The sequence below is a fragment of the Flavobacterium hibernum genome, assembly GCF_000832125.1.
In the GTDB taxonomy this organism is placed as follows: Bacteria; Bacteroidota; Bacteroidia; order Flavobacteriales; family Flavobacteriaceae; genus Flavobacterium; species Flavobacterium hibernum.
The window spans coordinates 105,088-127,980 of sequence record NZ_JPRK01000005.1 but is presented as its reverse complement, the minus strand read 5'-3'; the positions used below and the strand labels follow the sequence as shown (position 1 = coordinate 127,980).

Sequence of the window (22,893 nt, the reverse complement as noted above, 5' to 3'; positions counted from 1 at the left end):
TAATTCGCAAAGATTAGAGATTTTATGAACGGAGCTTTATGTGTGATTTCTCCTTCGTCGAAATGACAAACTGCTTTTAAAAAACAATAACCCTCATAGGATGATGGCATTATTAGAAATAATTGCAAAAGCTTAAACGGCGAAGAATATCTTAGCAATGCGGTTTTTGTGTTTTTTTTTAAAAGAAAATTCTTACTTACATTAAGGTTTTTTAGGTATCTTTACTGTCCTAAATGCAAAAAAATGAACTCAAAAAATTTACCCGTGTGGTATGGTGGCGGTATTGGAAACAACTGCAACGCTCTTTTTGCAGCGTAGGACACCTAAGCTACGCGGGTTCTTATTTCCTAAACCTAAATGCAAAATTATGAGTACAAACAAGCTTTCAAAAGAAACAGAATTACGATTAGCTGATTTTTTCAACAATTCAATTGATCCAAAACTTATGGCAAAAACACTTCGAAAAGTAAATTATTTATTAGCCCTAAGTGTAATGCGAGAATCACAAATTCTTGAAGATGAGAAAATAAGTCTTGAAAATGGCTTTTATTGGCTGAATGAATTAGCAGAAATTTTAAATCCTTACCTAGATTCTGAATGTTAAATAATAAAGGCTGTCGATTATGACAGCCTTTTTTTTGTTTATGTTATGTCACCCTGAGCGATCCCGAGGCTTCGGGAGAAGGGCGCTTCAATTGGAACGTGGGCTTCGACTTCGCTCAGCCTGACAAACTCTAAGCTGAAGTAATCTGCATAAAAAAAGGCTTTGTCAAAGTTTAAACTTTGACAAAGCCTTTAAAAATCTCAGTGCCTCAGAACCTTTGTAATTTTTATCGTCTGCACCTTTGAACCTTCCTATAAAAAATCTGATTCAGAAACTCCTTCGTTAATCTTAATTTCAGACATTTTAATGTCTAATTCAAAACCAACATTCTGAACTAAATTAAAAGGAACTTTTACACCTTTTACTTCTTTATAGTTATTAAAGTTTGTTATTTGAGTTGTTGATTTTCCAGCTTGTTCGCGAACTTTAGATTCAGCTACTTTTAAACCAGATTTAACATCATAATAATAAGTTGTTTTACCATCTTTTATAGCATAAGCATCGCTTCCGTTAATTGGCTCAATTGCGTCAACTTTAAGATCAGTTCTTTTACTTAATTGTAGTTCTTCAAATGGAGCAGCGTTTGCTTTCATTTCAGCAAGATCTGCGCCTTCAAGATTTTTGCGTTGTCCTTGTTGTTCGATATAAGCACCTTTGTCGTTAACAACCTGTTTCATTATATTCATAGTTCCCATAGCAAGAGAAACCATCATTTTTCCTTTTGAATCTAATTTAGAAGTAAAAGTTAATGGAGTAGGAGCTTGTGGAACAGTTGTGCTTCCTGTCATAGCAAGAGTTTTTACGCTAGAAACAGCTTTTTCGCCACCAATTGCTTTTAGATAATTTTCAAAAACAGTTTTTGCTGTAACTCCTGCTGGAGCTTCTTTTTTAGTAGCTGGTTTTTCGATAGGATTTCCGTATTTGTCAAAATAGTAAATCGGAATTTGAAGTTTTTCTAAACCAGTAAGAACATCAGATCCTTTTCCTGCAATAACAATTCGCATATTATCCAATAAAAAATATTTGTTAGCAACACGATAAATATCATCTGCCGTAACACTGTTTATTGTTTGAATGTATTTTTCGTAGAAATCAGCAGGTAGTTTTTCTGTTTCGATATTCAAAGCATAACGCGCAACAGTTTGTGGTTTTTCAACTTGCATTACAAATCGCCCAATATATCCTGCTTTTACATTTTTTAAGACATCTTCAGAAACTTTTTCAGTTCTGATTCTTTTAATTTCTTTTATAAATTGAACTACAGCGCTATCAGTAACTGTATTTCTAACTGCTGATGAAGCTCTGAATTTAGTAACATATTTTCCGCTTCCAATGCTCGAGCTTGCGCCGTAAGTCCACGCATGTTGTTCGCGTAAGTTCATGTTTAGGTAACTATTGAAATCTCCTCCTAAAATTTGATTTGCAATTACAGCAGGGAAAAAATCAGGATCGCTCATTCTTAAGTTTACAGTGTTTACCAATGAAATCTCAGATTGAACTGCATTTGGAACATCAACAAAATCAATTTGAAGTTTAGTTACATTTTCCGGATTTGGATAAGTGTTTTTTGGAGCAGCTTGTTTTTTCCATCCGCCAAAAAGTTTTTCTACAGCCGCTTTTACTTCTTTAAACTTAACATCTCCAATGATTACCAAATAAGCATTTTCTGGAACAAAGTAAGTAGCATAATTTGTCTGAACATCTGCAAGAGTAACGTTTTTCAGTGTTTCTTCAGATAAGTATTCTCCAGAAGGATGGTTTTTTCCAAAAGCAAGAACATCAACTACGCGATTTGCAATAGCAGGAACACTTTTCTCATCGGCTTTAAGACCTTCTAATAATTTAGCTTTTTCTTTGTCAAACTCAGTTTGAGTAAAGTTAGGTTGAAGAGCGCCTTCGGCTAAAAGTTCTAGAACTCGTCCAGAATATTTAGAAAGGGAACTAGCGTAAGCGCCTGATGATGAAAAATTAATGTTAGCGCCGTAAAAGTCAATCTCTTCGTTAAAAGCTTCTTTCGTAGTTTTTTTAGTTCCGTTACCAATTAAGCTGCTAGTCAATTCGTCAACACCTTTTTTATTTCCTTCCGTAAAAGGAGCATTGTCTAGGGTTAAATTAAAGCTTACTCTAGGTAGTTTATGATTCTCTACCACCAAAACCTTCATACCATTTGCCAAAACAAAAGTTTGCGGTTTCTTGATGTTGACGACTGGCGAAGGGCCTGGTTTTGGTTGTGGACGATCTTGTGCTTGCATAATTCCAGTTAGGAATAAAAGGATTAAAAATGTATGTATTTTTTTCATGATTCGATAGTCTTAATTTTGAGCTTTTGTTGAAGGGATATAATCTAAAATTAAACGTTGGTTCGGGTTTAAGTACTTTTTGGCAACTTCTCTAATCTCTTCTCTTGTAATAGAGTGGTAAAGATCAATTTCGGTGTTGATAAGATTTACATCTCCATAAAGTAAATAATAAGAAGCAAGATTTTCAGCAATTCCTTCTACGCTAGCATTTGCATTCACAAAATTATTATCGAATTTATTCTGCAATTTTTGATAATCTTTTTCAGAAATCAGGTCAGTTTGGATTTTTACAATTTCTTCATCCATTTCTTTTAAAATGTCTGCAGTTGTGTTTGGTGCCATTGGCAAGCCATACAAAATGTACATTCCATAATCTTCCTGACTAAAACCGACAGCTCCAATTTGAAGCGCCATCTTTTTATCATCAACTATTTTTTTGTACAATTTAGAACTTTTTCCGTCACTAAGGTAAGATGAGATTAAATCTAAGACTCTCGCATCTCTAGTTTTCATTGATGGAGTTCTGTACGAAGCAACAATCATTGGAATTTGAATGTTTGGATCTTCGTAAGTTGCTTTTATGGTTTGGTTTATTGGTTCTTCAACAAAAGTTTGTTTTTTCACCTCTTCTCCTCTAGGAATTGGAGCAAAATACTTTTGAATCCATTCTTTCGTTTTAGCTTTATCGAAATCTCCTGCAACTACTAAAACTGCATTGTTTGGTGTGTAGAATTTCTTGTTGAAAGCTTGAAACTCTTCAAGAGTTGCAGCATCCAAGTCTTTCATCGAACCAATAGTTGTCCAGCGGTAAGGATGATTTTTGAACATGTTTTTCTTAACCTCCGGAAGTATGTTTCCGTATGGCTGATTGTCGTAACGCATTCTTTTTTCTTCCTTAACAACTTCATTTTGTGTTTCTACACCAATTTTATTAATAATAGGATGCATTAAACGCTCAGATTCCATCCATAAACCAAGTTCTAAACTGTTTGATGGAAAAACTTCATAGTAGTAAGTTCTGTCGTCAGAAGTATTAGCGTTATTTACTCCGCCATTTGCAGTGACGATTTTCATCCATTCACCGCGTTTTATATTTTGAGTTCCTTCGAATAATAAATGTTCAAAAAAGTGAGCAAAACCAGTTCGGTCAGGACGCTCGTCTTTTGAACCCACATGATACATAACTGAGGTTATTACAACCGGAGCAGATGGGTCATTGTGTAAAATAACATGCATGCCGTTATCTAAATTGTATTCTTCAAAAGCTACCTTTTGAGCGTGAGCCACTCCGCCGAGCATTAGTGCTGCACTTAACATCATTATTGAATTTTTCATAAAGATTAATAAATTTATATTTACCTAATAAGTAGGTAGCAAAGAGTTGAATATCGTTACACCAAAAATAACTTTTTTTAATTATGAATTTAAGATTCATCCTGATTTTCGTTATAATTTAACAGTCTTTTACTTCTAAACTAATTTTCAAGGACTATAAAAGCCCTTGAAAAACAGACTTTGAGACGAAATAAATATTTTTAGTTTTAGAGATTGCACAGTAAATTATTAATTGTATATTTGCAACCTTAAAAATCAATAAATCAATTTGGTATGTATGCAATCGTAGAGATAGCAGGGCAACAATTTAAAGTAAGCAAAGACTTAAAGGTTTATGTTAACCGTTTGGCTAACGAAGAAGGTTCAAGTATTTCATTTGACAAAGTTCTTTTATTAGACGATAACGGAAACGTAACTTTAGGCGCCCCAGCTATAGAAGGTGCTTCAGTAGAAGCTAAAGTGTTACAACACTTAAAAGGAGATAAAGTAATCGTTTTCAAAAAGAAAAGAAGAAAAGGTTACAAAAAGAGAAATGGTCATAGACAATATCTTACTCAAATTGTAATTGAAGGTATTACTGCAGCAGGAGGAACTAAAAAAGCAACAGCTAAAAAAGCAGTTGTAGCAGAAGATGCTCCGGCAACTGAAGTTGAAGCAGCTCCAAAAGCAAAAAAAGCAGCAGCTCCAAAAGCAAAAAAAGAAGCTACTAAAGAATAATAACAATATTTAAACTCATACGTCATGGCTCACAAGAAAGGTGTCGGTAGTTCGAAGAATGGTAGAGAATCAGAATCAAAACGTTTAGGCGTTAAGATTTTTGGAGGTCAAGCTGCTATTGCTGGGAACATCATCGTTAGACAAAGAGGTTCAAAACACAATCCAGGTGAAAATGTTTACATTAGTAAAGATCACACACTACACGCAAGAGTAGCTGGAGTTGTTAAGTTCCAAAAGAAAAGAGATAACAAATCTTATGTATCTATCCTTCCATTCGAAGCATAATCATTAGATTACTTATTATAAAAACCCGTTCTGAAAAGATCGGGTTTTTTGTTTTTATTAGTTTTAGATACATCGCTAAGTCTTTGCGAGGAACGAAGCAATCTCACTTTACAAGATTAATTTTTTGTTAATGAGGTATGCGGTTGCTTTGCTTTTCACAATGACAATGATTATGGTTTAAAACCTGTTAGGTCTAAACAATAATACAGATTAACTTTTCGGAGTTTATTGCAAAGATCCCCCGTTTTTCGGGATGACAAGATTGTGGTGATAAAAAAAACCTTTGTCAAAGTTTTAAACTTTGACAAAGGTTTTTATAGTTTTTAAAATAAGAAGTCAGGTAAAAATTGGAATTTTAAAATTTTAAGAATTTAATTTTTAATTCTCTGTGTCTTTAGTTTCTTCCAGATCTTCCGTTTTTCTTCCCACTTTTACTTTTGGACTATTCTGAGTTCCTGTTACGGTCAAAGGAATTCCAAAAATACCAAATGGAGGAAGGCCTAAACGCATTTTTAAGTTCAGTTTTCCGTCTAAGCTTGTTGTGCCTTCAATTCTTGGTCTGAAGCCGGCAAACTTAAATTTAAAACGTTCTACAGTCATAATATTGTTTTTGATTGTAGTTTTAATGTCGACTTTTGATAAGTCTGGATTTTTAATAGATTCCGTGTTTGTTTCTTTGCTTACAGCATTAAACATTTTTAAACCTCTTACTTTTACATCTTTTATAGAAAGTGTTCCGCCGCCAACAAGCGATGGGTAAACGGGATCCATGTTTCCGTTTAATCGTCCTTTTAATTGATAATCGACAGAAACAATACCTTGCGCTTTTTCTGCCGCGCTGGCCATTTTTCTAAATACTTCAATTTCATTGTAAGCTCGCTTGATATCAAAATCAGTTGCTTTAATAGCGTATTCAAAATTGGCTTTTTGAGTTGTTAATGCTTGATAAGTGGCATTCATATTAACATTACAGCCAATTAAATTAAAGCCTGTATTTTGCATCGTCAATTTTCCTTTATTCATATTCAAAGATCCCGTCGCATTTTGAAGATTTAATTTGTCGAAATTTACTTTTTGAGCATTCGCTATAAATTGTAAATTCAAATTGGTCGGAATTATGATCACTCCTGTTTGTGCAGGTTGCGCTTGAGGTTTTGTTTCTGTTTTAGCTTCTGTAACTGTTGTGTTTGTTGGGGTGCTCGACATGAACTCATCAACGTTAATGTATCTTGATGTAACTTTAAAAGAACCTTTTAAAACGCCTGTTTTTGTGGTTACATAATTGAAAACATTTTGTAGATAGCCATTCATTTTAAAATCTGATTGACCATAAGCTGCTAAGAAATTATTGAAAGACATTTTATCCTGATTGATCTTAAAAATACCTTCTTTGATAATAAATTTTTGAGGTAAATATTCAGATGCAATCCCAATGTTTCTTAATTCAAGAGTTCCTTTATTGTAAAGTTTGCTATAATTTCCTTTCTCGGCATCGCTTTGGTTTCCTTTTAAAACCAAATCAGCTTTTACAAAACCATCTAAGTCAAGACCCTTTTGAGAGAAAACTTTATAGATTTTATTTACATCAAGTTCGCCTTTGGCCGTAATGTCATAAGTTAGATTGTTGAAGTTACTTAGATCTGCTTGTATAAAAACAGGTTTTCCTTCAAAGGTAAATTGAGTTGGTTTTAAGCTAACTTTCAAATCGTCAAAAGTTCCTTTTTGGTTCTCAATTTTAGATTTAATTGTAATATTTGTAATTGGATTTGGGTAATAAGGTGTTTTTAAGTATCCATTTTCTAAATCTACAATTCCGTTTGTAACGGGGAAAAGTTTGTTTTTTAGATCAAATTTCCCGTTTGTTTTAATATCTCCGGCTAATATTCCTTTTAGAACAATGTTTGGAATGCCAAGAGCAGTAATTAATTTTTCAAGATCAATTTTAGCTTTAAATTCACCATTAATATCTGGAGTATTAACACCTTTAACGTAGAATTTTGATTTTAAGTAATCTTTGTTGATGTTTAACGACAGATTCTTAGCATCGACAATTGCAAGCTCTGGATTTAAAGATGGAACAGTTGTTTTGATGTCTAAATTAAGGTTTGAAACTGGAAAAGAACTTTTGTTATAATTGACAAATCCGCTGTCTATTTTTACGTCTAGATTAAGATCCGGTGCTATGTTTTTTGACGCAATATAATCTCCTTTTAGTGTAAAAAATAAATTTGTGTTTCCTTTTAATTCTGTTTTAGAAAGCCATGTAATGTATTTTGGAGGAAAAGCGGTAAAAACATCATGTAAATCGCTGTTGTCTGATTTTATGACAAAATCCATATTGTAGCCATCTTTTAGGAAATTGAATTTTCCTTTAAAATCGACTAATAGCTGATTGATTTTTAAGTTGTTTTGTTGAAAAAAGAAAGACAATGAATTTACGTTTACTTTAGTAATTAAATCAGCATCAATTTTTTTGTTCATTAAATAAGGTTCATTTTCATAAACGATATTTAGTTTTTCAATTTTGGCTTTTGAGTACAAATCAAAAACGGCTTTGTTTAGATCGCCTTTTCCTAAATAATTAAATCCAAAAGCATCAAAATGAACTTTGGTAGAGAGGTCGTCGTATATAATCTTACTGTTTAAAATTTCAATTCGTTCTAGTTTTAAAGCTGTTTCTGTACTGTCTTTTGGGTTTTGTTCTTGCGAAGATGATTTGTAAACATTGTAGTTAGCTTCTCCCTTTGCGTTTACTTTTACATTGATAAAGGCATCAGATAAATAAATCTGATCTATTTTAACTTCTTTGCTAAATACTAAACTGGCAACATTTATCCCAAAAGAAACCTCTTTAGCGGTAAGGAATTTTTCATCTTTATATGGAGCAGATCCATTTAAATGTAAATCACTTAAAGTTAAAGTTAATGAAGGGAAATGATGAAAAAATGAAATCGAAACATCAGAATAATTAAGTTCGGCACTTAGTTTTTCGTTAGCTGTTTTTTTAATTTGTTCCTTGATCTTATCTGCAAAAACTATGGGCGTTAAAAATAACAGTCCTAAAATAACAACAAAAGTAATTCCCAGGTATTTAGCCGTTTTTAATAAAATGGTCTTCGCTTTATTTGTAGACATAACAAATTGTGGTATTTATAGGTAAAATGTAAATTAAATTTGAATTGATGTATTATCCGTGAACAGTTTCACTTTTTCCGTAATTGGTGATAATAGAACCTTCATATTCAATCCATTCCTTCCAGCGTTTATCAATATCAATATTGTCTGTGTATTTTCGTGCAAATCCTAGAAAAGTAGTGTAATGTCCAGCTTCGGAAATCATTAAATCACGATAAAATTTTGCCAATTCTTCGTCTTTTATGTTTTCAGAAAGTACTTTAAAACGCTCGCAACTCCTAGCTTCAATCATGGCAGAGAATAATAAACGATCACAAAGAGCATCTTTTCGGCTACCGTCTTTTTTCATAAATTTAAAAAGCTCATTTACGTAATGATCTTTTCTTTCGCGCCCCAAAGTTAATCCTCTTTTTTTGATGATATCGTGTACCATTTGCAAGTGTTCTAATTCTTCGCGCGCTATAACAAGCATTTCGGTTACTAACTCTTCTAGTTCAGAGTTGTAAGTAACTAAGCTTATTGCATTTGAAGCTGCTTTTTGTTCGCACCAAGCGTGATCTGTCAAAATTTCTTCGATATTTGACTCAACGATATTTACCCAACGAGGGTCTGTGGCTAATTTTAATCCTAACATAATTTTATTGAAAAAAGTATTCTGCAAAATTAGTCATTTTTACAACTGAAATTTAGGAAATATCGTGTAAATACGCTCAAAAAAGTATTATTTTGTAGTTACAAACAATTAAAATGGAACAAACTAAAAAACTTTTAATCATTGGCTTTGTGTGGCCGGAACCTAATTCGTCTGCTGCTGGTGGACGCATGATGCAATTGATTTCGATTTTTGCAGAAAATGGATTCAAAATTACATTTGCAAGTCCGGCTTTAGATAGTGATTTTATGGTCGATTTATCTGAATTTGGAGTTGAGAAAAAATCAATTGAATTGAATAGTGCTAGTTTTGATGATTTTGTAGTCGAGCTAAATCCTGATGTTGTTTTGTTTGATCGTTTTATGATCGAGGAGCAATTTGGCTGGCGTGTTTCTGAAAACTGCCCAAAAGCCATTCGATTATTAGATACTGAAGATTTGCATTGTCTAAGGACAGTAAGGCAAAAAGCATTTAAAGAGAATAGAGTTTTTGAGTTGAGAGATTTGTTGTCTGAAGAGGTTGCAAAGCGCGAAATTGCTAGTATCTTAAGATGTGATTTGTCTTTTATTATTTCTGAATATGAAATGCAGATTTTGAAAGAGATTTTTAAAATTGATTCTAGTTTACTGCATTATCTTCCTTTTTTGGTTGATGAAATGTCTGACGAGGATTTGCAAAAATTGCCTTTGTTCGAAGATAGACAGAATTTTGTTTTCATCGGAAATTTTCTTCACGAACCAAATTGGAATACGGTTCAATATCTAAAAGAAACGATTTGGACTTTAATAAAAAAAGATTTTCCGGAAGCTGTTTTGGAAGTTTATGGTGCTTATCCTTCGCAAAAAGTATTGCAATTGCATCAGCCTAAAAATGGTTTTTTTATTATGGGTAGGGCTGAAGACGCTAATGAAGTGGTTAAAAAAGCTAGAATTGTTTTGGCGCCAATTCGTTTTGGTGCAGGTCTTAAAGGAAAGTTATTAGAAGCAATGCAATGTGGGACTCCAAGTGTGACAACTACAATTGGTTCTGAAGCTATGCATGATCATTTGCCTTGGAATGGTTTTATTACTGATGATATTCTTGAATTTGCGAAACAAGCTGTTGCTTTATATCATGATAAAAATTTGTGGTTAAAATCTCAAAAAAATGGAATCGCAATTGTAAATGAATGTTATCAAAAAGCGAATTATTCCGATCAATTAATTAATGTGGTTAATGCTTTGTTGGATGATTTAGAGAATCATCGTCTTCATAATTTTATGGGAAGTTTATTGCAGCATCATGCTTTAAAAAGTACTAAATACATGGCAAAGTGGATTGAAGCTAAGAACAAGAATTAAAAAAAAACCGATTACAAACGTAATCGGTTTTTTTGTCTCAGTTTGCAGTCTCAGTTTTCGGTCTTAGTAAACAATTTAGTGCTGTCTGACAACTGCGACTGAAAACTGAAAACTATTTCAAAATGCCTTCAACTGCCTGAACAGTTGTTGCGTGATAGCCAGATTTTGCTTTGTTGAAGATTTGTTTTGCCCAGATTTTTCCTTCTGGAGTTTTTGCCATTTCTTTATAAAGCATCATTACAGATCCTGTTCTGCTAATTCCAATTAAAAATTGTTCAATAGCTGGATTTGCTGCTTTGTATTGGTGACTGATTGCTTGTACAAACCATTGGCGTTTGATGATAAAATTTCCTCCTTTTGTAAAGTTGAATTCGGCATCAATAGCTTCCATTTCTTTTGGTGTAATATCTGTTGGAAGATGATCTATAAAATACTGTTTTTCACTTGTTGTTGTAATCTTTTTGGCTAGACCTTTTACGCCTGTTTCTCTCCAGTTTTTTTGGATTTTATCAATAGCGTCAAATTCGGCAGAGCTTACGGGGGTTATGTTTGATGGAGTTCCTGGTTTGTAAATCCAGTCCTCAGCTTTTATTTTATCTGCAAGTGCTTTGTCTCCTTTTATAAGATTCTCGTTGTAATATTTCAGAAAATCTTCTGTCGTAATAGATTTAAAAGCGTGAGCATCGAAGTAATTCTTGATGAAAATATCAAATTTTTCACGTCCAACAGCATTTTCGATTACTCTTAAAAATGCATATCCTTTTACATAAGGAATCATGCTAATTCCGTCATCCGGATTTCTTCCTGTAAGACTAACTTTTAATCTCGTGTCAGGGCTTGTGTCGCCATATTCGGCTACGTTGTCAATTAACTCTTTGCGGGTAATTACATTTTGCATGTCAAATTCCTTCTTGCCGAAAATAGCTTCTCCAATGCGGTGTTCTACATAAGTTGTAAAACCTTCGTTTAACCAAATATCATCCCAAGTTGCGTTTGTAACTAAGTTTCCGCTCCAGCTATGGCCTAATTCATGTGCTAGTAGGCTAGTTAGTGAACGATCGCCAGCGATAACACCTGGGGTTAAAAAAGTTAAGTTTGGATTTTCCATTCCGCCATAAGGAAAACTTGGAGGTAAAACCAAAACATCATAGCGTCCCCAACGATATGGGCCGTAAAGTTTTTCGGCGGCAACAACCATTTTTCCTAGTTCAGCAAATTCCCAAGCTGATTTTTTTAACATTGATGGTTCTGCATAAACTCCAGTTCTGTTGTCGATAGATTGAAATTCGATATCTCCAACTGCGATTGCCATTAAATAAGAAGGAATTGCTTTGTCTTGTTTAAAAGTATAAACACCTGTGTCATTTTTCTTCTGAGGGTTTACAGCACTCATTACTGCTAATAAATCTTTAGGAACGGTAACTTTTGCATTGTAAGTAAAACGAATTCCCGGAGAATCCTGACATGGAATCCATGTTCTTGACCAGATGCTCTCTCCTTGAGAGAAAAGAAAAGGTTTCTTTTTGTCTGCAGTTTGCTCAGGTTTTAGCCATTGTAGTGCAACAGCATCTTTGGTTGTGCTGTAGTAGATATTTACTTTGGTTGTATTTGGTTCAATAGTAATATGAATTGGTTTTCCGTGAAATTCCATGTCTTTTCCAAGTTCGAATTTGGTTTCTTTTTCGTCGTCTCCTAAAGTTACTTTGGTAATATTGAGCGTATTTTCGTCGAAGATAATTTCGTTTCCTTTGCTCACATTGTCAATTTGCCAAGAAGCTTTTCCGGAAATAGTTTGCGTGTCAAAATCAACTTTGATATCAAGATCTAGATGTTTTACTACAGCAAGTTCTGGTTTAGAATAGCTGTGTTCGTCTATAGTAACTGCTGATTTTTCTGTTTGATCTTTTTTCTGGCAGGCTAGTGCTGTCAGAAATAAAGTAGCAAGGATTAATTTTTTCATTTTATGAAGTATTGAATTAGTGGAGGAAAATTAAACAAAAAATCCCGTTTTGAATAAACAAAACGGGATTTTATTATGAATTACCTTCGATTAAGCTTAAGTTACCTTATGCTTCGCTCAGGTTGACAAATTATGCCAGCATTGTAACTGGGCTTTCGATGTATTGTTTTAATGTTTGTAAGAATTGAGCGCCAGTTGCACCATCAATTGTTCTGTGGTCACATGCTAATGATAACATCATTGTGTTTCCAACTACGATTTGACCGTTTTTAACTACTGGTTTTTCAACAATTGCACCTACAGAAAGGATGGCAGAGTTTGGTTGGTTGATAATTGAATTGAATTCAGTAATACCAAACATTCCAAGGTTAGATACTGTAAAAGTACTTCCTTCCATTTCTTGTGGTCCAAGTTTTTTGTTTTTAGCTCTTCCTGCAAGATCTCTTACTGAAGCACCAATTTGAGATAAACTCATAGCATCTGTAAATTTCAATACAGGAACTACTAATCCGTCTTCAACAGCTACGGCAACACCAATATTAACGTGGTGGTTTATGATGATAGCATCTTCTTTCCACTGAGAGTTAATTTTTGGGTGTTTTTTCAATGCTAAAGCACAAGCTTTAATTACCATATCGTTAAAAGATACTTTTGTATCTGGAACGGTATTGATTGTTGCTCTTGAAGCCATTGCGTCATCCATGCTTACTTCGATCACTAAGTTATAGTGAGGTGCAGTAAATAATGATTCAGCTAGACGTTTAGCAATAATTTTACGCATTTGAGAGTTTTTGATCTCTTCAGTGAAAACTTCACCGGCAGGAACAAATACTTTTGGCGCAGCAGGTGCAGCAGTTTCTGCTTTTGGTGCAGCGGCAGTTGCTGTTGCAGTAGGTTGTGCTTGTGTAGATGGAGTAAAGTTTTCGATATCGCTTTTTACGATACGTCCGTTTTCTCCAGATCCTTTAACCTGAGTTAATTGGATTCCTTTGTCAGAAGCAATTTTTTTCGCTAATGGCGAAGCTAAAATTCTTCCTCCATTTGAAGTTTCAGCAACAACTTCTGGTGCTTTTTCGGCAGTAGGAGCGGCTTTTGCTTCTTCAGTTGCAGGAGCACTTGCAGTTGTAGCGCCTCCGGCAGTATAATTGCTGGCAATTCCAGAAACGTCAGTTCCAGCAGGCCCAATGATAGCTAGTAAACTATCAACAGGAGCTGTATTTCCTTCTTGAATTCCTATGTATAATAATGTTCCTTCATTGAATGACTCAAACTCCATTGTAGCTTTGTCTGTTTCAATTTCAGCTAGTATATCACCTTCAGCAACAGCATCACCAACTTTTTTCAACCAAGTTGCTACTGTTCCTTCAGTCATAGTATCGCTCAAACGAGGCATAGTTACAACTACAACACCTTTTGGTAATTCAGTTGCTGCTTTTGCAGGAGCGGCTGTTTCTGTTTTAGCTTCGGCAGCAGGAGCAGCATCTGTTTTAGGAGCTTCAGCAGCTGCAGGAGCATCTCCACCAGCTAAAAGAGCAGAAATATCTTCTCCTTCGTTACCAATAATTGCTAATAATGAATCAACAGGAGCAGTTTCTCCAGCTTGAATTCCGATATGTAAAAGAGTTCCTTCGTTGAAAGACTCAAATTCCATTGTTGCTTTATCTGTTTCAATTTCAGCAAGGATGTCTCCTTCGCTAATTTTGTCGCCTACTTTTTTTAACCAAGTCGCTACCGTTCCTTCCGTCATAGTATCGCTCAAACGAGGCATTGTTACTTTAATCGCCATGATGTTATAGTTTGTGAGGTGTAAATGGATAGTCTTCTTGTGCGTATACTACATCGTATAATTGTTGCAATTCTGGATATGGAGATTCTTCAGCAAATTTCACACACTCTTCAACTAAATCTTTAACTCTTTGGTCGATTGCTTCGATTTCTTCTTCTGTAGCATATTTTTGATCCATAATTACATCTAAAACCTGAGTAATAGGGTCAATTTTTTTGTACTCTTCAACCTCTTCTTTAGAACGGTATAATTGTGCATCAGACATTGAGTGTCCTCTGTAACGGTACGTTTTCATTTCAAGGAAAGTTGGTCCGTCTCCACGACGAGCTCTATCGATAGCTTCAGTCATTGCTTCGGCAACTTTTACAGGATTCATTCCGTCAACTGGTCCGCAAGGCATTTCGTAGCCTAAACCAAGTTTCCAAATGTCTGTGTGATTTGCAGTTCTTTCAACAGAAGTTCCCATTGCATAACCATTGTTTTCAACAATAAATACAACTGGAAGTTTCCATAGCATTGCCATGTTGAAAGCTTCGTGTAATGAACCTTGTCTAGCAGCTCCATCACCAAAGTAAGTCATGGTAACACCACCAGTTTCAAAATATTTATCAGCAAAAGCTAAACCAGCTCCTACCGGAATTTGTCCACCTACGATTCCGTGTCCTCCATAAAAACGGTGCTCTTTAGAGAAAATGTGCATAGAACCTCCCATACCTTTAGAAGTTCCTGTTGCTTTTCCTAATAGTTCAGCCATTACTCGTCTAGGATCAACTCCCATACCAATTGGTTGTACGTGATTTCTGTAAGCGGTAATCATTTTATCTTTAGTCAGGTCCATAGCATGCAAAGCACCTGCTAATACAGCTTCCTGACCATTGTATAGGTGTAGAAAACCTCTAACTTTTTGTTGAATGTATAATGCTGCAAGTTTGTCCTCAAACTTTCTCCAAAGTAGCATGTCTTCGTACCACTTTAAATATACTTCTTTTGTAACTTCTTTCATCTGAATTCTTTCTTTTGCTAAAGTTTGTTTGTGTTATCAATTGTTGCCTATAACGCAAAATAGTTTCCTCCCACAAATTTGCGCCCGAAAGGTCGGGATGCAAAAATAAGACATTCCTATTAAGAAGTAAAATTTAAAAGGTACTTTTTGGCTTTTTTTTACAAGAACTTTTTATCAAACATAAAAGGAAGCAAATTTTTTAGGGATGCTGATTTGTAAACTTCGCCAATTTCGCCCATAAAATAGATTTCAATAGGGGTATCTTGTTTGATTTCGTATTCTGCAATAGATTGTCTGCAAGAGCCACACGGCGGAATTGGGGCAGTAGTTTGATTGGTATCTGAGGCAGCTGTGATTGCTATTTTTAAAATTTTAGCTTCAGGATAAATACTTCCTGCATGAAAAATGGCAACTCTTTCTGCGCATAATCCCGATGGATAAGCAGCATTTTCCTGATTTGATCCTAAAACTATTTTTCCGTTGTCTAAAAGTAATGCCGCTCCAACTCTAAATTGAGAATAAGGTGCGTATGCTTTTTTACGAATTTCAACGGCTTGATTCATTAGGTCCTGAATTTCTTTTGAAAGTTCTTCCAGTGAGTTATAGACAGAGAATGATGATGTAATGCTTATTTCTTTCATTTGTTTTTATGGGAAAAAAAATCCAAATCTCTAAGAAATAGAAATTTGGATTGTTATTGTTTTTTATTTTATATGTTTAGTAAACTTCGTATTTGTCTCCAAAGTTAAAGGTTAAAGAAAAACGAAGTGTGTTTTCTAACGGATTTTTAACTTTTGATGTTGAAAATAAGTATGAAACATCGATTTTTACGACATTGTATTTAAATCCGGCTCCTAAAGAGAAAAATTGTCTAGCTCCTTTCATCGGACTTTCATGAAAATATCCTGCGCGCAATGCAAAAGCGTCCTGATACATGTATTCTGCACCTAGGCTATAAGTGATTTCCTTTAATTCTTCACTGAATCCTCCTGGAGCATCTCCAAAAGATTTAAAAATTCCAGAAACCCAACCTATGTCTTTGTAGTTTTTGTAGTTAGTCGCGTCTGCTTGTTCTTGAGAAATATCTCCCGGATCTGTAAAGTCTCCGTCTCCATTAGCATCTACAGGTGTTCCAGGTCCTGGAGGAGTTGGTACTAAAAGTTTAGTAAACTCCAAGCTCACTGCAACTTTATTATAATCGTCTAAGATAAAATCAAAACCTCCTCCTAATCTTAAGTTAGTTGGTAAAAAGTTAGAGCTTAAATTGTCGTTGTCGTAGCTTATTTTTGGACCAATGTTTTGCATGTTGAAACCAGCTCTCCATCTACCGTTAAAGTCATTATATGCAATTTCTTCTGATTGATAAAATCCTGCAACATCTACTGCAAATGAACCAGCTGCTGTTGCGTCAATATCTTCAGAGGCGATTTTTAAATTAGAACGTATGTATCTACCGGCAACTGCCATTGAAAATTTTTCGCTCAATTTTAATGAGTAAGATCCGTCTAATGCAAATTCATTTGGAGAAACTATTCTTGCAGCTTCATTAGGGTCTCCGGTTGTTCTTAGTTCGATATCTCCAAAACCAAAATAACGTAGACTTCCTGCAAAGGCACTTTTTTCATTGATTTTGTTGTAATAAGTTACTTGTCCTAATGAAATGTCGTTTGCTAGATCTGTTAAATAGGGTGTGTAACTAATTGAAAAACCTTGTTTGTCAACTGAAAAAGCATATTTTGCTGGATTCCATTGTTGAGAGAAAGCATCTGCAGATGTTGCAACACCTTGATCTGCAAGACCGGCTGCTCGGGCGTCTGCTGCAACTAGTAAAAATGGAACTCCGGTAGTAATTGGACGTTCAATAGTTTGCGCTTTCGCAAATGAGATAATGAATAAACAAATTAATAATGGTGATATTTTTTTCATTTATAGATAGAGGGTTTTTTTGTGGTGCAAATATATATATTATTATAAGATGACAAGCTTTTCATATTTTTCTGCTTTTTTATTTGTTAAATTAGATCTAACAGTAAGCTTATAGATGTAAACGCCTTTTCCTATTCGATCTCCAAAATCATCTTTTCCGTCCCAGGTTATTTCTCTTGATAAAAAACCTTCTGTTGTAATTACCTGATTTTTTGTCCAGACTACTTTTCCGGTTATAGTCATAACTTGAACTTGTACATCTAGAGGTTCATAAGGTCTGTTGTGAGAGAACCAAAACTGCGTGTAGGTTGAAAAAGGATTTGGATAATTAAGAACGTGTGATAGTGTTAATGTTTCATCTCCAACAACTATAAATTGTATTTCACTCGTTACAGGATTGTTGTAAACATCCCATGCGGTAAAACTTATTGTGTGCATTCCCGGGGCTAAGTTTCTTAACGGAAAACGTAGATTTCCGTTTGTATAATCGTCTAATTTTGTTTGATAATAATCATTTAAAATATATGGATTACTAACGTCGCCGTCTAAAATTGCTACAATATCATGTCCGATTCCGCTTGCTGTATTTATACCGTTTTCATCTTCAAGAAACGCCAATAAAAAAGGTGATTCATTTGTAATTCCGCCAGATACAAAAGTTTCATCGTTCATATATAACTTCACTTTTGGACTTATATTGTCCTGTGGTGCATTTTCATTTATTCCTCCTATTTTTATAGTGGTATTGTATCCAGATTGGTTTTCCAGAAGTTGATTTTTTTTCGCATAAAAACTAATTCTGCCATAATCAACAGGAATTCGAATGTCTCTTGGAACAACAAAGCTAAATTCAAATTGTCCATTTGTGACAGATGAATTTCCTCTAAAGATTGTTTCTCCAAGGATTTTAAATGACATTGCAGGGCTATATCCGTCGTTGTTTAGAGTGGAAGTTGTAATTAGTTTGTCAAAAATAGCAGTTGATAATTCTCCGTTGTAATTGCTTAAAATGTTATTGTTTTCATCTGTAACTTCCCCTGTAATTTTAATTTTTGCTAAAGATTTAAAATCAGGAATTGGCTGAGAAATCACAACGTCATTTACTTTTGTTAAATTAATTCTCGGTTTTGGAATTGCCAGCATTAAAGCGGGATCTCCAATATAAAAAATAACATTACTGGCAGAGCTTGGACTTTCGTTTTTTGAAATTCTTAGTGATTCAGAAATGGCAGTATATTGGTTTGATTCATACGAGAATAAATTTTTATTCAAGACGTCATTAAAATCTTCGGCATTGGGTTGTCCTATTTCACGAATAGTTGTTAGCATTGAAATGGCACCGCCTTTTGGATTCCAAAAAATGTATTCTCCGGCTGTTGGTCGCGTAGGGTCGTCAAATCTTGAAAACTCGCAAGTAATAGTTATAAATAAAGGATATTTGTATTGATTGCTTAAATTTTGCCCGTCAGATTTCTCCCAAATTCTTTCGCTTGCTAATCCATCTTCACCTCCGTGACCTAGATAATTAAAGACTAAAGCTCCTTTTTCAAAAGCGTTAAAAAAATCAGTTCTTGCTTTCGGGTATCTTGATCCTCCGGCTGAAGCTTCCTGAGTATAGGAGTCTAGGAGAATTTTGTCTACATTAAAAAAAGGCTTTTTAGTAGAGATAAGATCGGCTAGACTGTTTTGACGTGCTTGTAAAGTGGCATCTGAACTTTTGTCAGAATCGTCACTAATTAATACGAGATTGTTTCTCCAGTTTCCATAAGATTTCGTGTCGTGATATTCTAAGACTTTATTCACCATTTCTTCGGCCTGTGCATTGTCAGAAATTAACATTCTGCCTACGGCAATATCAATTCCCCCAAAAAATGAAATGTCATTTCCTTCGTTAGGATCCATGCGTCCATAAAAATCATCAGATGCAAATGAAGCTTCGCCAACGGTATTGCTTTTTAAGGCATGATATATAGGTACAATATTTTCGTTGTTTGTAATTCGATTTTTATAGTCAAAAGAAGCGTCTCCAAATAAATTCAAGAATTTAATTCTTTTTTCGGGTGCAGATGCATTGTTGTAGATATACTTTATGAAATTCCTAATGGCTGCAACGTCTTGTTTCCCAGATGAGAATTCTTGATAGATATTTTCTAATGCAATTACTTTTACATTTAAATTAGAATGAGTGCGATGAAAATTGGCTAGTTTTTCGGCTTGAGAAACTAGAAATTTAGGTGCTACTATTACATAATCGATGTCTTGAAAAGTGTTTTGACTGTTTCTGAAAACAGTTCCTTTTAAGTTTTGATTTATGACTTTTGGTTGACTTTCTTTTAAAGGAGTGAAATAGTCGGCAGGGTCAATTGCGATATATTTTCTGATTTCTCCTAACGGAGCTTTAAAGCTAAAAGTTGCCTGATTTTGATTTTCTAGTTTAGATACATTATATAGGTCTGTAATATCCCAAATTTGTGATATTCCTGTTGCGTTTCCAATAGTGTAATTTACAATTCCTGCGGTCGAGCCGGCAAGGTCGTATTGAAATTTAAATTGTTTTCCTGTACCAAGTAGTTTTCTTTTGGCAATTAAATTGATGTAATCTAAATATCCTTTTGATCCCGGAACACCGTTATTATTATAGGTGAGTTTTATTTTTATGCTTTCGGCTCCGGTAAATGTACTTTGAAAAGGAGAGTTTAAAGTTTCAAATTTAATATCTGAGTTGGCTACTAATGCTTTAAAATTTAAGGTGCCAATATTTTGATTGTTTGATGATATGACAAATGAAGTAGGGGTAAAGGCTGCCGAAGCTGCATTTATCTGTATTTTGACGGGAACTGATGTTTCTATATTTGGAAAACTGAATGTAAATTCTTGTTCTTGAGTTATATCAAAAGATTCACCGTACCATTGACGTCCTAAATGAGCAATGTTGGTTTTGTCGACTTCATGGAATTGATAGTCGTCAAAAGTGTTTAGTTCTAAAGTGCTGCTATTAGTTGGTTGGTTTAGGTTTGGAATTCGTTTTCCTTCATTGCCAATAACTGTTACATAATAATAAGATTTGGTGTCGTATGCATTAATGTTTGTTAGGCTCTCGTCGCTCCAGTTTTCAACTCCTTCGGCATAAAATAGGATGTAATCTTCATTGTTAAAAATGCCATCGTTTTCTCCGATAATCTGAATTGTGTTTTCCATTAAATCTTCTGGATAGTACGCGTCATTGCCTAGAGGGAGCATTCTGCCTCCATTTCCATAAATTTTAATTCTTCTTGGGTCTACTTTGCTAGGGTCAAAGCCTAGGCTTTGCAGAAATGATTTTGAGAGTTTGTAAACGCCGGATTTTTCAATGTAAAAACGATACCAATCTCCCGATGCTAAAACTGAATTGTAAACTGAATTGGATTTTTGAAAGGAAGAAGAGTTGCTGTTTTTTGCTGAAGAAGGACTCATATTGTAGGAGAATGATCTAATTCGTTTAAAACCATTTCCGTCCTTTATAATAGGTGATAAAGAAAGGAATGTTTGCTTTTTGTCTCTAGAAGTTGTTGTTATTAACGTTTCATTTGGTTTTTGAGGAATGTTGGGTAGTGATAAGTCACCTAATTCAGTAACTGAAATAGATTCGTAGATGACGTTTGTAATTTGTATTGAATTATTGCCCGAAGAACTTGACTCGTTTAGATTGAGTAACAATGTTATGCTTTTTTTAGTAGTATCGAAACGAAAACTACTTCCTGAAAAATACGGAATTTGTATTTTAGAATCGCCAAAACTCATCTCTTTTTTATTTTGCCAATCCAACGTGAAGTTCCCATTTATCTGAGAAAATGAGATAATTGGAAGTAAAAAAAGATATAGTGCTAAGGCTTGTTTCATAGGTGCGTAAAATGGTTTTAATCTAAAAATATTTTAGTAAGTAAAAATATAGTATTTCATGTTATAGTAAATAATAAAAAGTATATTTTTGCGTTCGTAACTATAGGTTATTTTCTGGTAAAAAACAGCTAAATAAAATTATTAGAACGGATGTTGCTAATTAAATGTTAATTATTATATTGCAGCACCTAAATTTATCACCTAAGAATGAGTATGAAAGTAAACAAAATTGTAGTCTTGCAATTAATGATGTCAATGGTATTGATGTTGGGCACGGCTAGTTGTAGCAAAAAATCGAGTTCCACTCACGCTTCCAGAGCAACTGGTTGGGATGTAGATAGTCAGAATGGAACTGCTGCCAGAAATGCAGGAAAAAAACAACAGGCAGGACCTGGTTTAGTTTTTGTTGAAGGAGGTACGTTTACTATGGGTAAAGTACAGGATGATGTAATGCATGATTGGAATAATACGCCAACTCAACAGCACGTTCAGTCTTTCTACATGGACGAAACTGAAGTTACAAATGGTATGTACTTAGAATACCTAGAGTGGTTAAAGAAAGTTTTTCCACCAACAGAAGAAAATTACAAAAATATTTACGAAGGAGCATCTCCTGATACATTAGTTTGGAGAAATCGTTTAGGATATAATGAAACGATGACTAACAACTACTTAAGACATCCTTCATATGCAAATTATCCTGTAGTAGGAGTTAACTGGATTCAAGCTGTTGAATTTAGTAAATGGAGAACTGACCGTGTGAACGAAGCAGTTTTAGAAAAAAACAAATACATTAAAAAAGGAGCTAAAACTCAAGATGTAAGCGCTGAAAGTTTGTTTAATACTGAAGCTTACTTAGCATCTCCATCTACAACTTATGGTGGTAACGAAGAATTAGTTTTAAAAGTTAATCCAAACGGAAGAAAACCAAAAGCAGGAAAAGACGGTGTAGTACCTGAAGAGAAAAATGTGTATGCACAACGTTCTTCTGGAATTATCTTACCAGAATACAGACTTCCTACAGAAGCAGAATGGGAATATGCTGCTGCTGCTGATGTTGGGCAAAGAGAGTACAATATTTACAAAGGACAAAAGAAATATCCTTGGTCTGGTGACTATACTCGTTCATCTAAACGTAAAAACAAAGGCGATCAATTGGCTAACTTTAAACAAGGAAACGGTGATTACGGTGGAATTGCAGGTTGGTCTGATGATGGTGCAGATATTACAAATGCTGTAAAAAGCTATGCTGCCAACGATTTTGGATTATACGATATGGCTGGAAACGTAGCCGAATGGGTTGCTGACGTTTACAGACCTATTATTGATAATGAAGCAAATGATTTTAACTATTTTAGAGGAAATCAATATGCTAAAAACAAAATTGGTAAAGACGGTAAAATTGAAATCATTACTAAAGATAATATCCAATACAAAACTTTAAGTAACGGTAAAAAAGTTGCAACAAACTTGCCAGGAGAAATTGCTCAGGTTCCAGTTGATGAGAACGAAACTTACTTGAGACAAAACTTCACAACAAGTGATAACATAAATTATAGAGATGGTGATAAACAATCATCTAAATATTTTGACTTTGGAGATCCTGAATCAGGATCAAAAGCAGATCAAGCAATGTACAACTCTCCTAAACATAATGTAACTACAGATAGTTTAGGGAAAATGGTTAGAAAATATGACAACTCTAGTAAACGTACAACGTTAATCGATGATAACGTAAGAGTTTACAAAGGTGGTTCTTGGAGAGACAGAGCATATTGGTTAGATCCAGCTCAAAGAAGATATTTCCCTCAAGATATGGCAACAGATTACATCGGATTTAGATGTGCAATGTCAAGAGTAGGTGCAAAATCTGAAAAAAGAAAATCACCAAGAAATTAAGTTTTAGAAATTTCAACATAAAAAAATTCCAAATTCCAAAAGCTGAATATTTCAGTAAGGAATTTGGAATTT

15 protein-coding genes are annotated in these 22,893 nt (G+C 34.4%); 5 read left to right on the top strand and 10 right to left on the bottom strand.

Annotated elements, in window-relative coordinates:
- The first annotated feature begins 367 nt into the window (after nt 1-367).
- Entirely contained in the window at nt 368-604 is a 237-nt protein-coding gene (locus IW18_RS04910; protein WP_041516469.1) for a hypothetical protein, read from the top strand.
- Nucleotides 605-855: 251 nt separating this feature from the next.
- On the opposite strand, the gene IW18_RS04905 is transcribed toward IW18_RS04910, so the two are convergent.
- Both IW18_RS04905 and IW18_RS04900 read right to left on the bottom strand, forming a co-directional pair.
- The gene (locus IW18_RS04905) at nt 856-2,904 is read right to left on the bottom strand and encodes an insulinase family protein (RefSeq protein WP_052480084.1); all 2,049 of its coding nucleotides are present in this window, start codon (nt 2,902-2,904) and stop codon (nt 856-858) included.
- A 12-nt stretch (nt 2,905-2,916) separates the two neighbouring features.
- Nucleotides 2,917-4,239: a M16 family metallopeptidase gene (locus tag IW18_RS04900; protein WP_041516467.1), complete on the bottom strand. Its 1,323-nt coding sequence runs from the start codon at nt 4,237-4,239 to the stop codon at nt 2,917-2,919.
- Nucleotides 4,240-4,512: 273 nt separating this feature from the next.
- On the opposite strand from IW18_RS04900, the gene rplU reads away from it, so the two are divergent.
- The gene (gene rplU, locus IW18_RS04895; RefSeq protein ID WP_041516466.1) at nt 4,513-4,956 is read left to right on the top strand and encodes a 50S ribosomal protein L21; all 444 of its coding nucleotides are present in this window, start codon (nt 4,513-4,515) and stop codon (nt 4,954-4,956) included.
- A gap of 24 nt (nt 4,957-4,980) precedes the next feature.
- A complete protein-coding gene (gene rpmA, locus IW18_RS04890; protein WP_035685981.1) occupies nt 4,981-5,241 on the top strand; it encodes a 50S ribosomal protein L27 in 261 nt (86 codons plus the stop codon).
- Nucleotides 5,242-5,619: 378 nt separating this feature from the next.
- On the opposite strand, the gene IW18_RS04885 is transcribed toward rpmA, so the two are convergent.
- Together IW18_RS04885 and miaE are read right to left on the bottom strand one after the other, a co-directional pair.
- Nucleotides 5,620-8,376: an AsmA family protein gene (locus IW18_RS04885; protein ID WP_041516465.1), complete on the bottom strand. Its 2,757-nt coding sequence runs from the start codon at nt 8,374-8,376 to the stop codon at nt 5,620-5,622.
- Nucleotides 8,377-8,428: 52 nt separating this feature from the next.
- Nucleotides 8,429-9,010 carry a tRNA-(ms[2]io[6]A)-hydroxylase gene (gene miaE / locus IW18_RS04880; protein WP_035685975.1) on the bottom strand — a complete coding sequence of 194 codons (582 nt, stop codon included), beginning with the start codon at nt 9,008-9,010 and terminating at the stop codon, nt 8,429-8,431.
- A 113-nt stretch (nt 9,011-9,123) separates the two neighbouring features.
- On the opposite strand from miaE, the gene IW18_RS04875 reads away from it, so the two are divergent.
- A complete protein-coding gene (locus tag IW18_RS04875; protein ID WP_041516464.1) occupies nt 9,124-10,368 on the top strand; it encodes a glycosyltransferase family 4 protein in 1,245 nt (414 codons plus the stop codon).
- A 112-nt stretch (nt 10,369-10,480) separates the two neighbouring features.
- Here IW18_RS04875 and IW18_RS04870 read toward each other — a convergent pair whose 3' ends face one another.
- The 6 genes from IW18_RS04870 to porU all read right to left on the bottom strand — a co-directional run bounded on the left by IW18_RS04870 (nt 10,481) and on the right by porU (nt 20,922).
- A complete protein-coding gene (locus tag IW18_RS04870; RefSeq protein WP_041516463.1) occupies nt 10,481-12,328 on the bottom strand; it encodes a hydrolase/aminopeptidase in 1,848 nt (615 codons plus the stop codon).
- Between the two features lie 130 nt (nt 12,329-12,458).
- The gene (locus IW18_RS04865) at nt 12,459-14,114 is read right to left on the bottom strand and encodes a pyruvate dehydrogenase complex dihydrolipoamide acetyltransferase (protein ID WP_041516462.1); all 1,656 of its coding nucleotides are present in this window, start codon (nt 14,112-14,114) and stop codon (nt 12,459-12,461) included.
- A 4-nt stretch (nt 14,115-14,118) separates the two neighbouring features.
- The gene (gene pdhA, locus IW18_RS04860) at nt 14,119-15,117 is read right to left on the bottom strand and encodes a pyruvate dehydrogenase (acetyl-transferring) E1 component subunit alpha (protein ID WP_026983801.1); all 999 of its coding nucleotides are present in this window, start codon (nt 15,115-15,117) and stop codon (nt 14,119-14,121) included.
- Nucleotides 15,118-15,275: 158 nt separating this feature from the next.
- Complete coding sequence (gene cdd, locus IW18_RS04855; RefSeq protein ID WP_041516461.1) at nt 15,276-15,758, bottom strand: cytidine deaminase; 483 nt, start codon at nt 15,756-15,758, stop codon at nt 15,276-15,278.
- Nucleotides 15,759-15,834: 76 nt separating this feature from the next.
- Nucleotides 15,835-17,043, bottom strand: a complete 1,209-nt coding sequence (gene porV / locus IW18_RS04850) for a type IX secretion system outer membrane channel protein PorV (protein ID WP_041516460.1) — start codon at nt 17,041-17,043, stop codon at nt 15,835-15,837.
- Nucleotides 17,044-17,085: 42 nt separating this feature from the next.
- Nucleotides 17,086-20,922: a type IX secretion system sortase PorU gene (gene porU, locus IW18_RS04845; protein ID WP_041516459.1), complete on the bottom strand. Its 3,837-nt coding sequence runs from the start codon at nt 20,920-20,922 to the stop codon at nt 17,086-17,088.
- Nucleotides 20,923-21,135: 213 nt separating this feature from the next.
- Here porU and gldJ point away from each other — a divergent pair, with 213 nt between their 5' ends.
- Complete coding sequence (gene gldJ, locus IW18_RS04840) at nt 21,136-22,821, top strand: gliding motility lipoprotein GldJ (RefSeq protein WP_041516458.1); 1,686 nt, start codon at nt 21,136-21,138, stop codon at nt 22,819-22,821.
- The last annotated feature ends 72 nt before the right edge of the window (nt 22,822-22,893 follow it).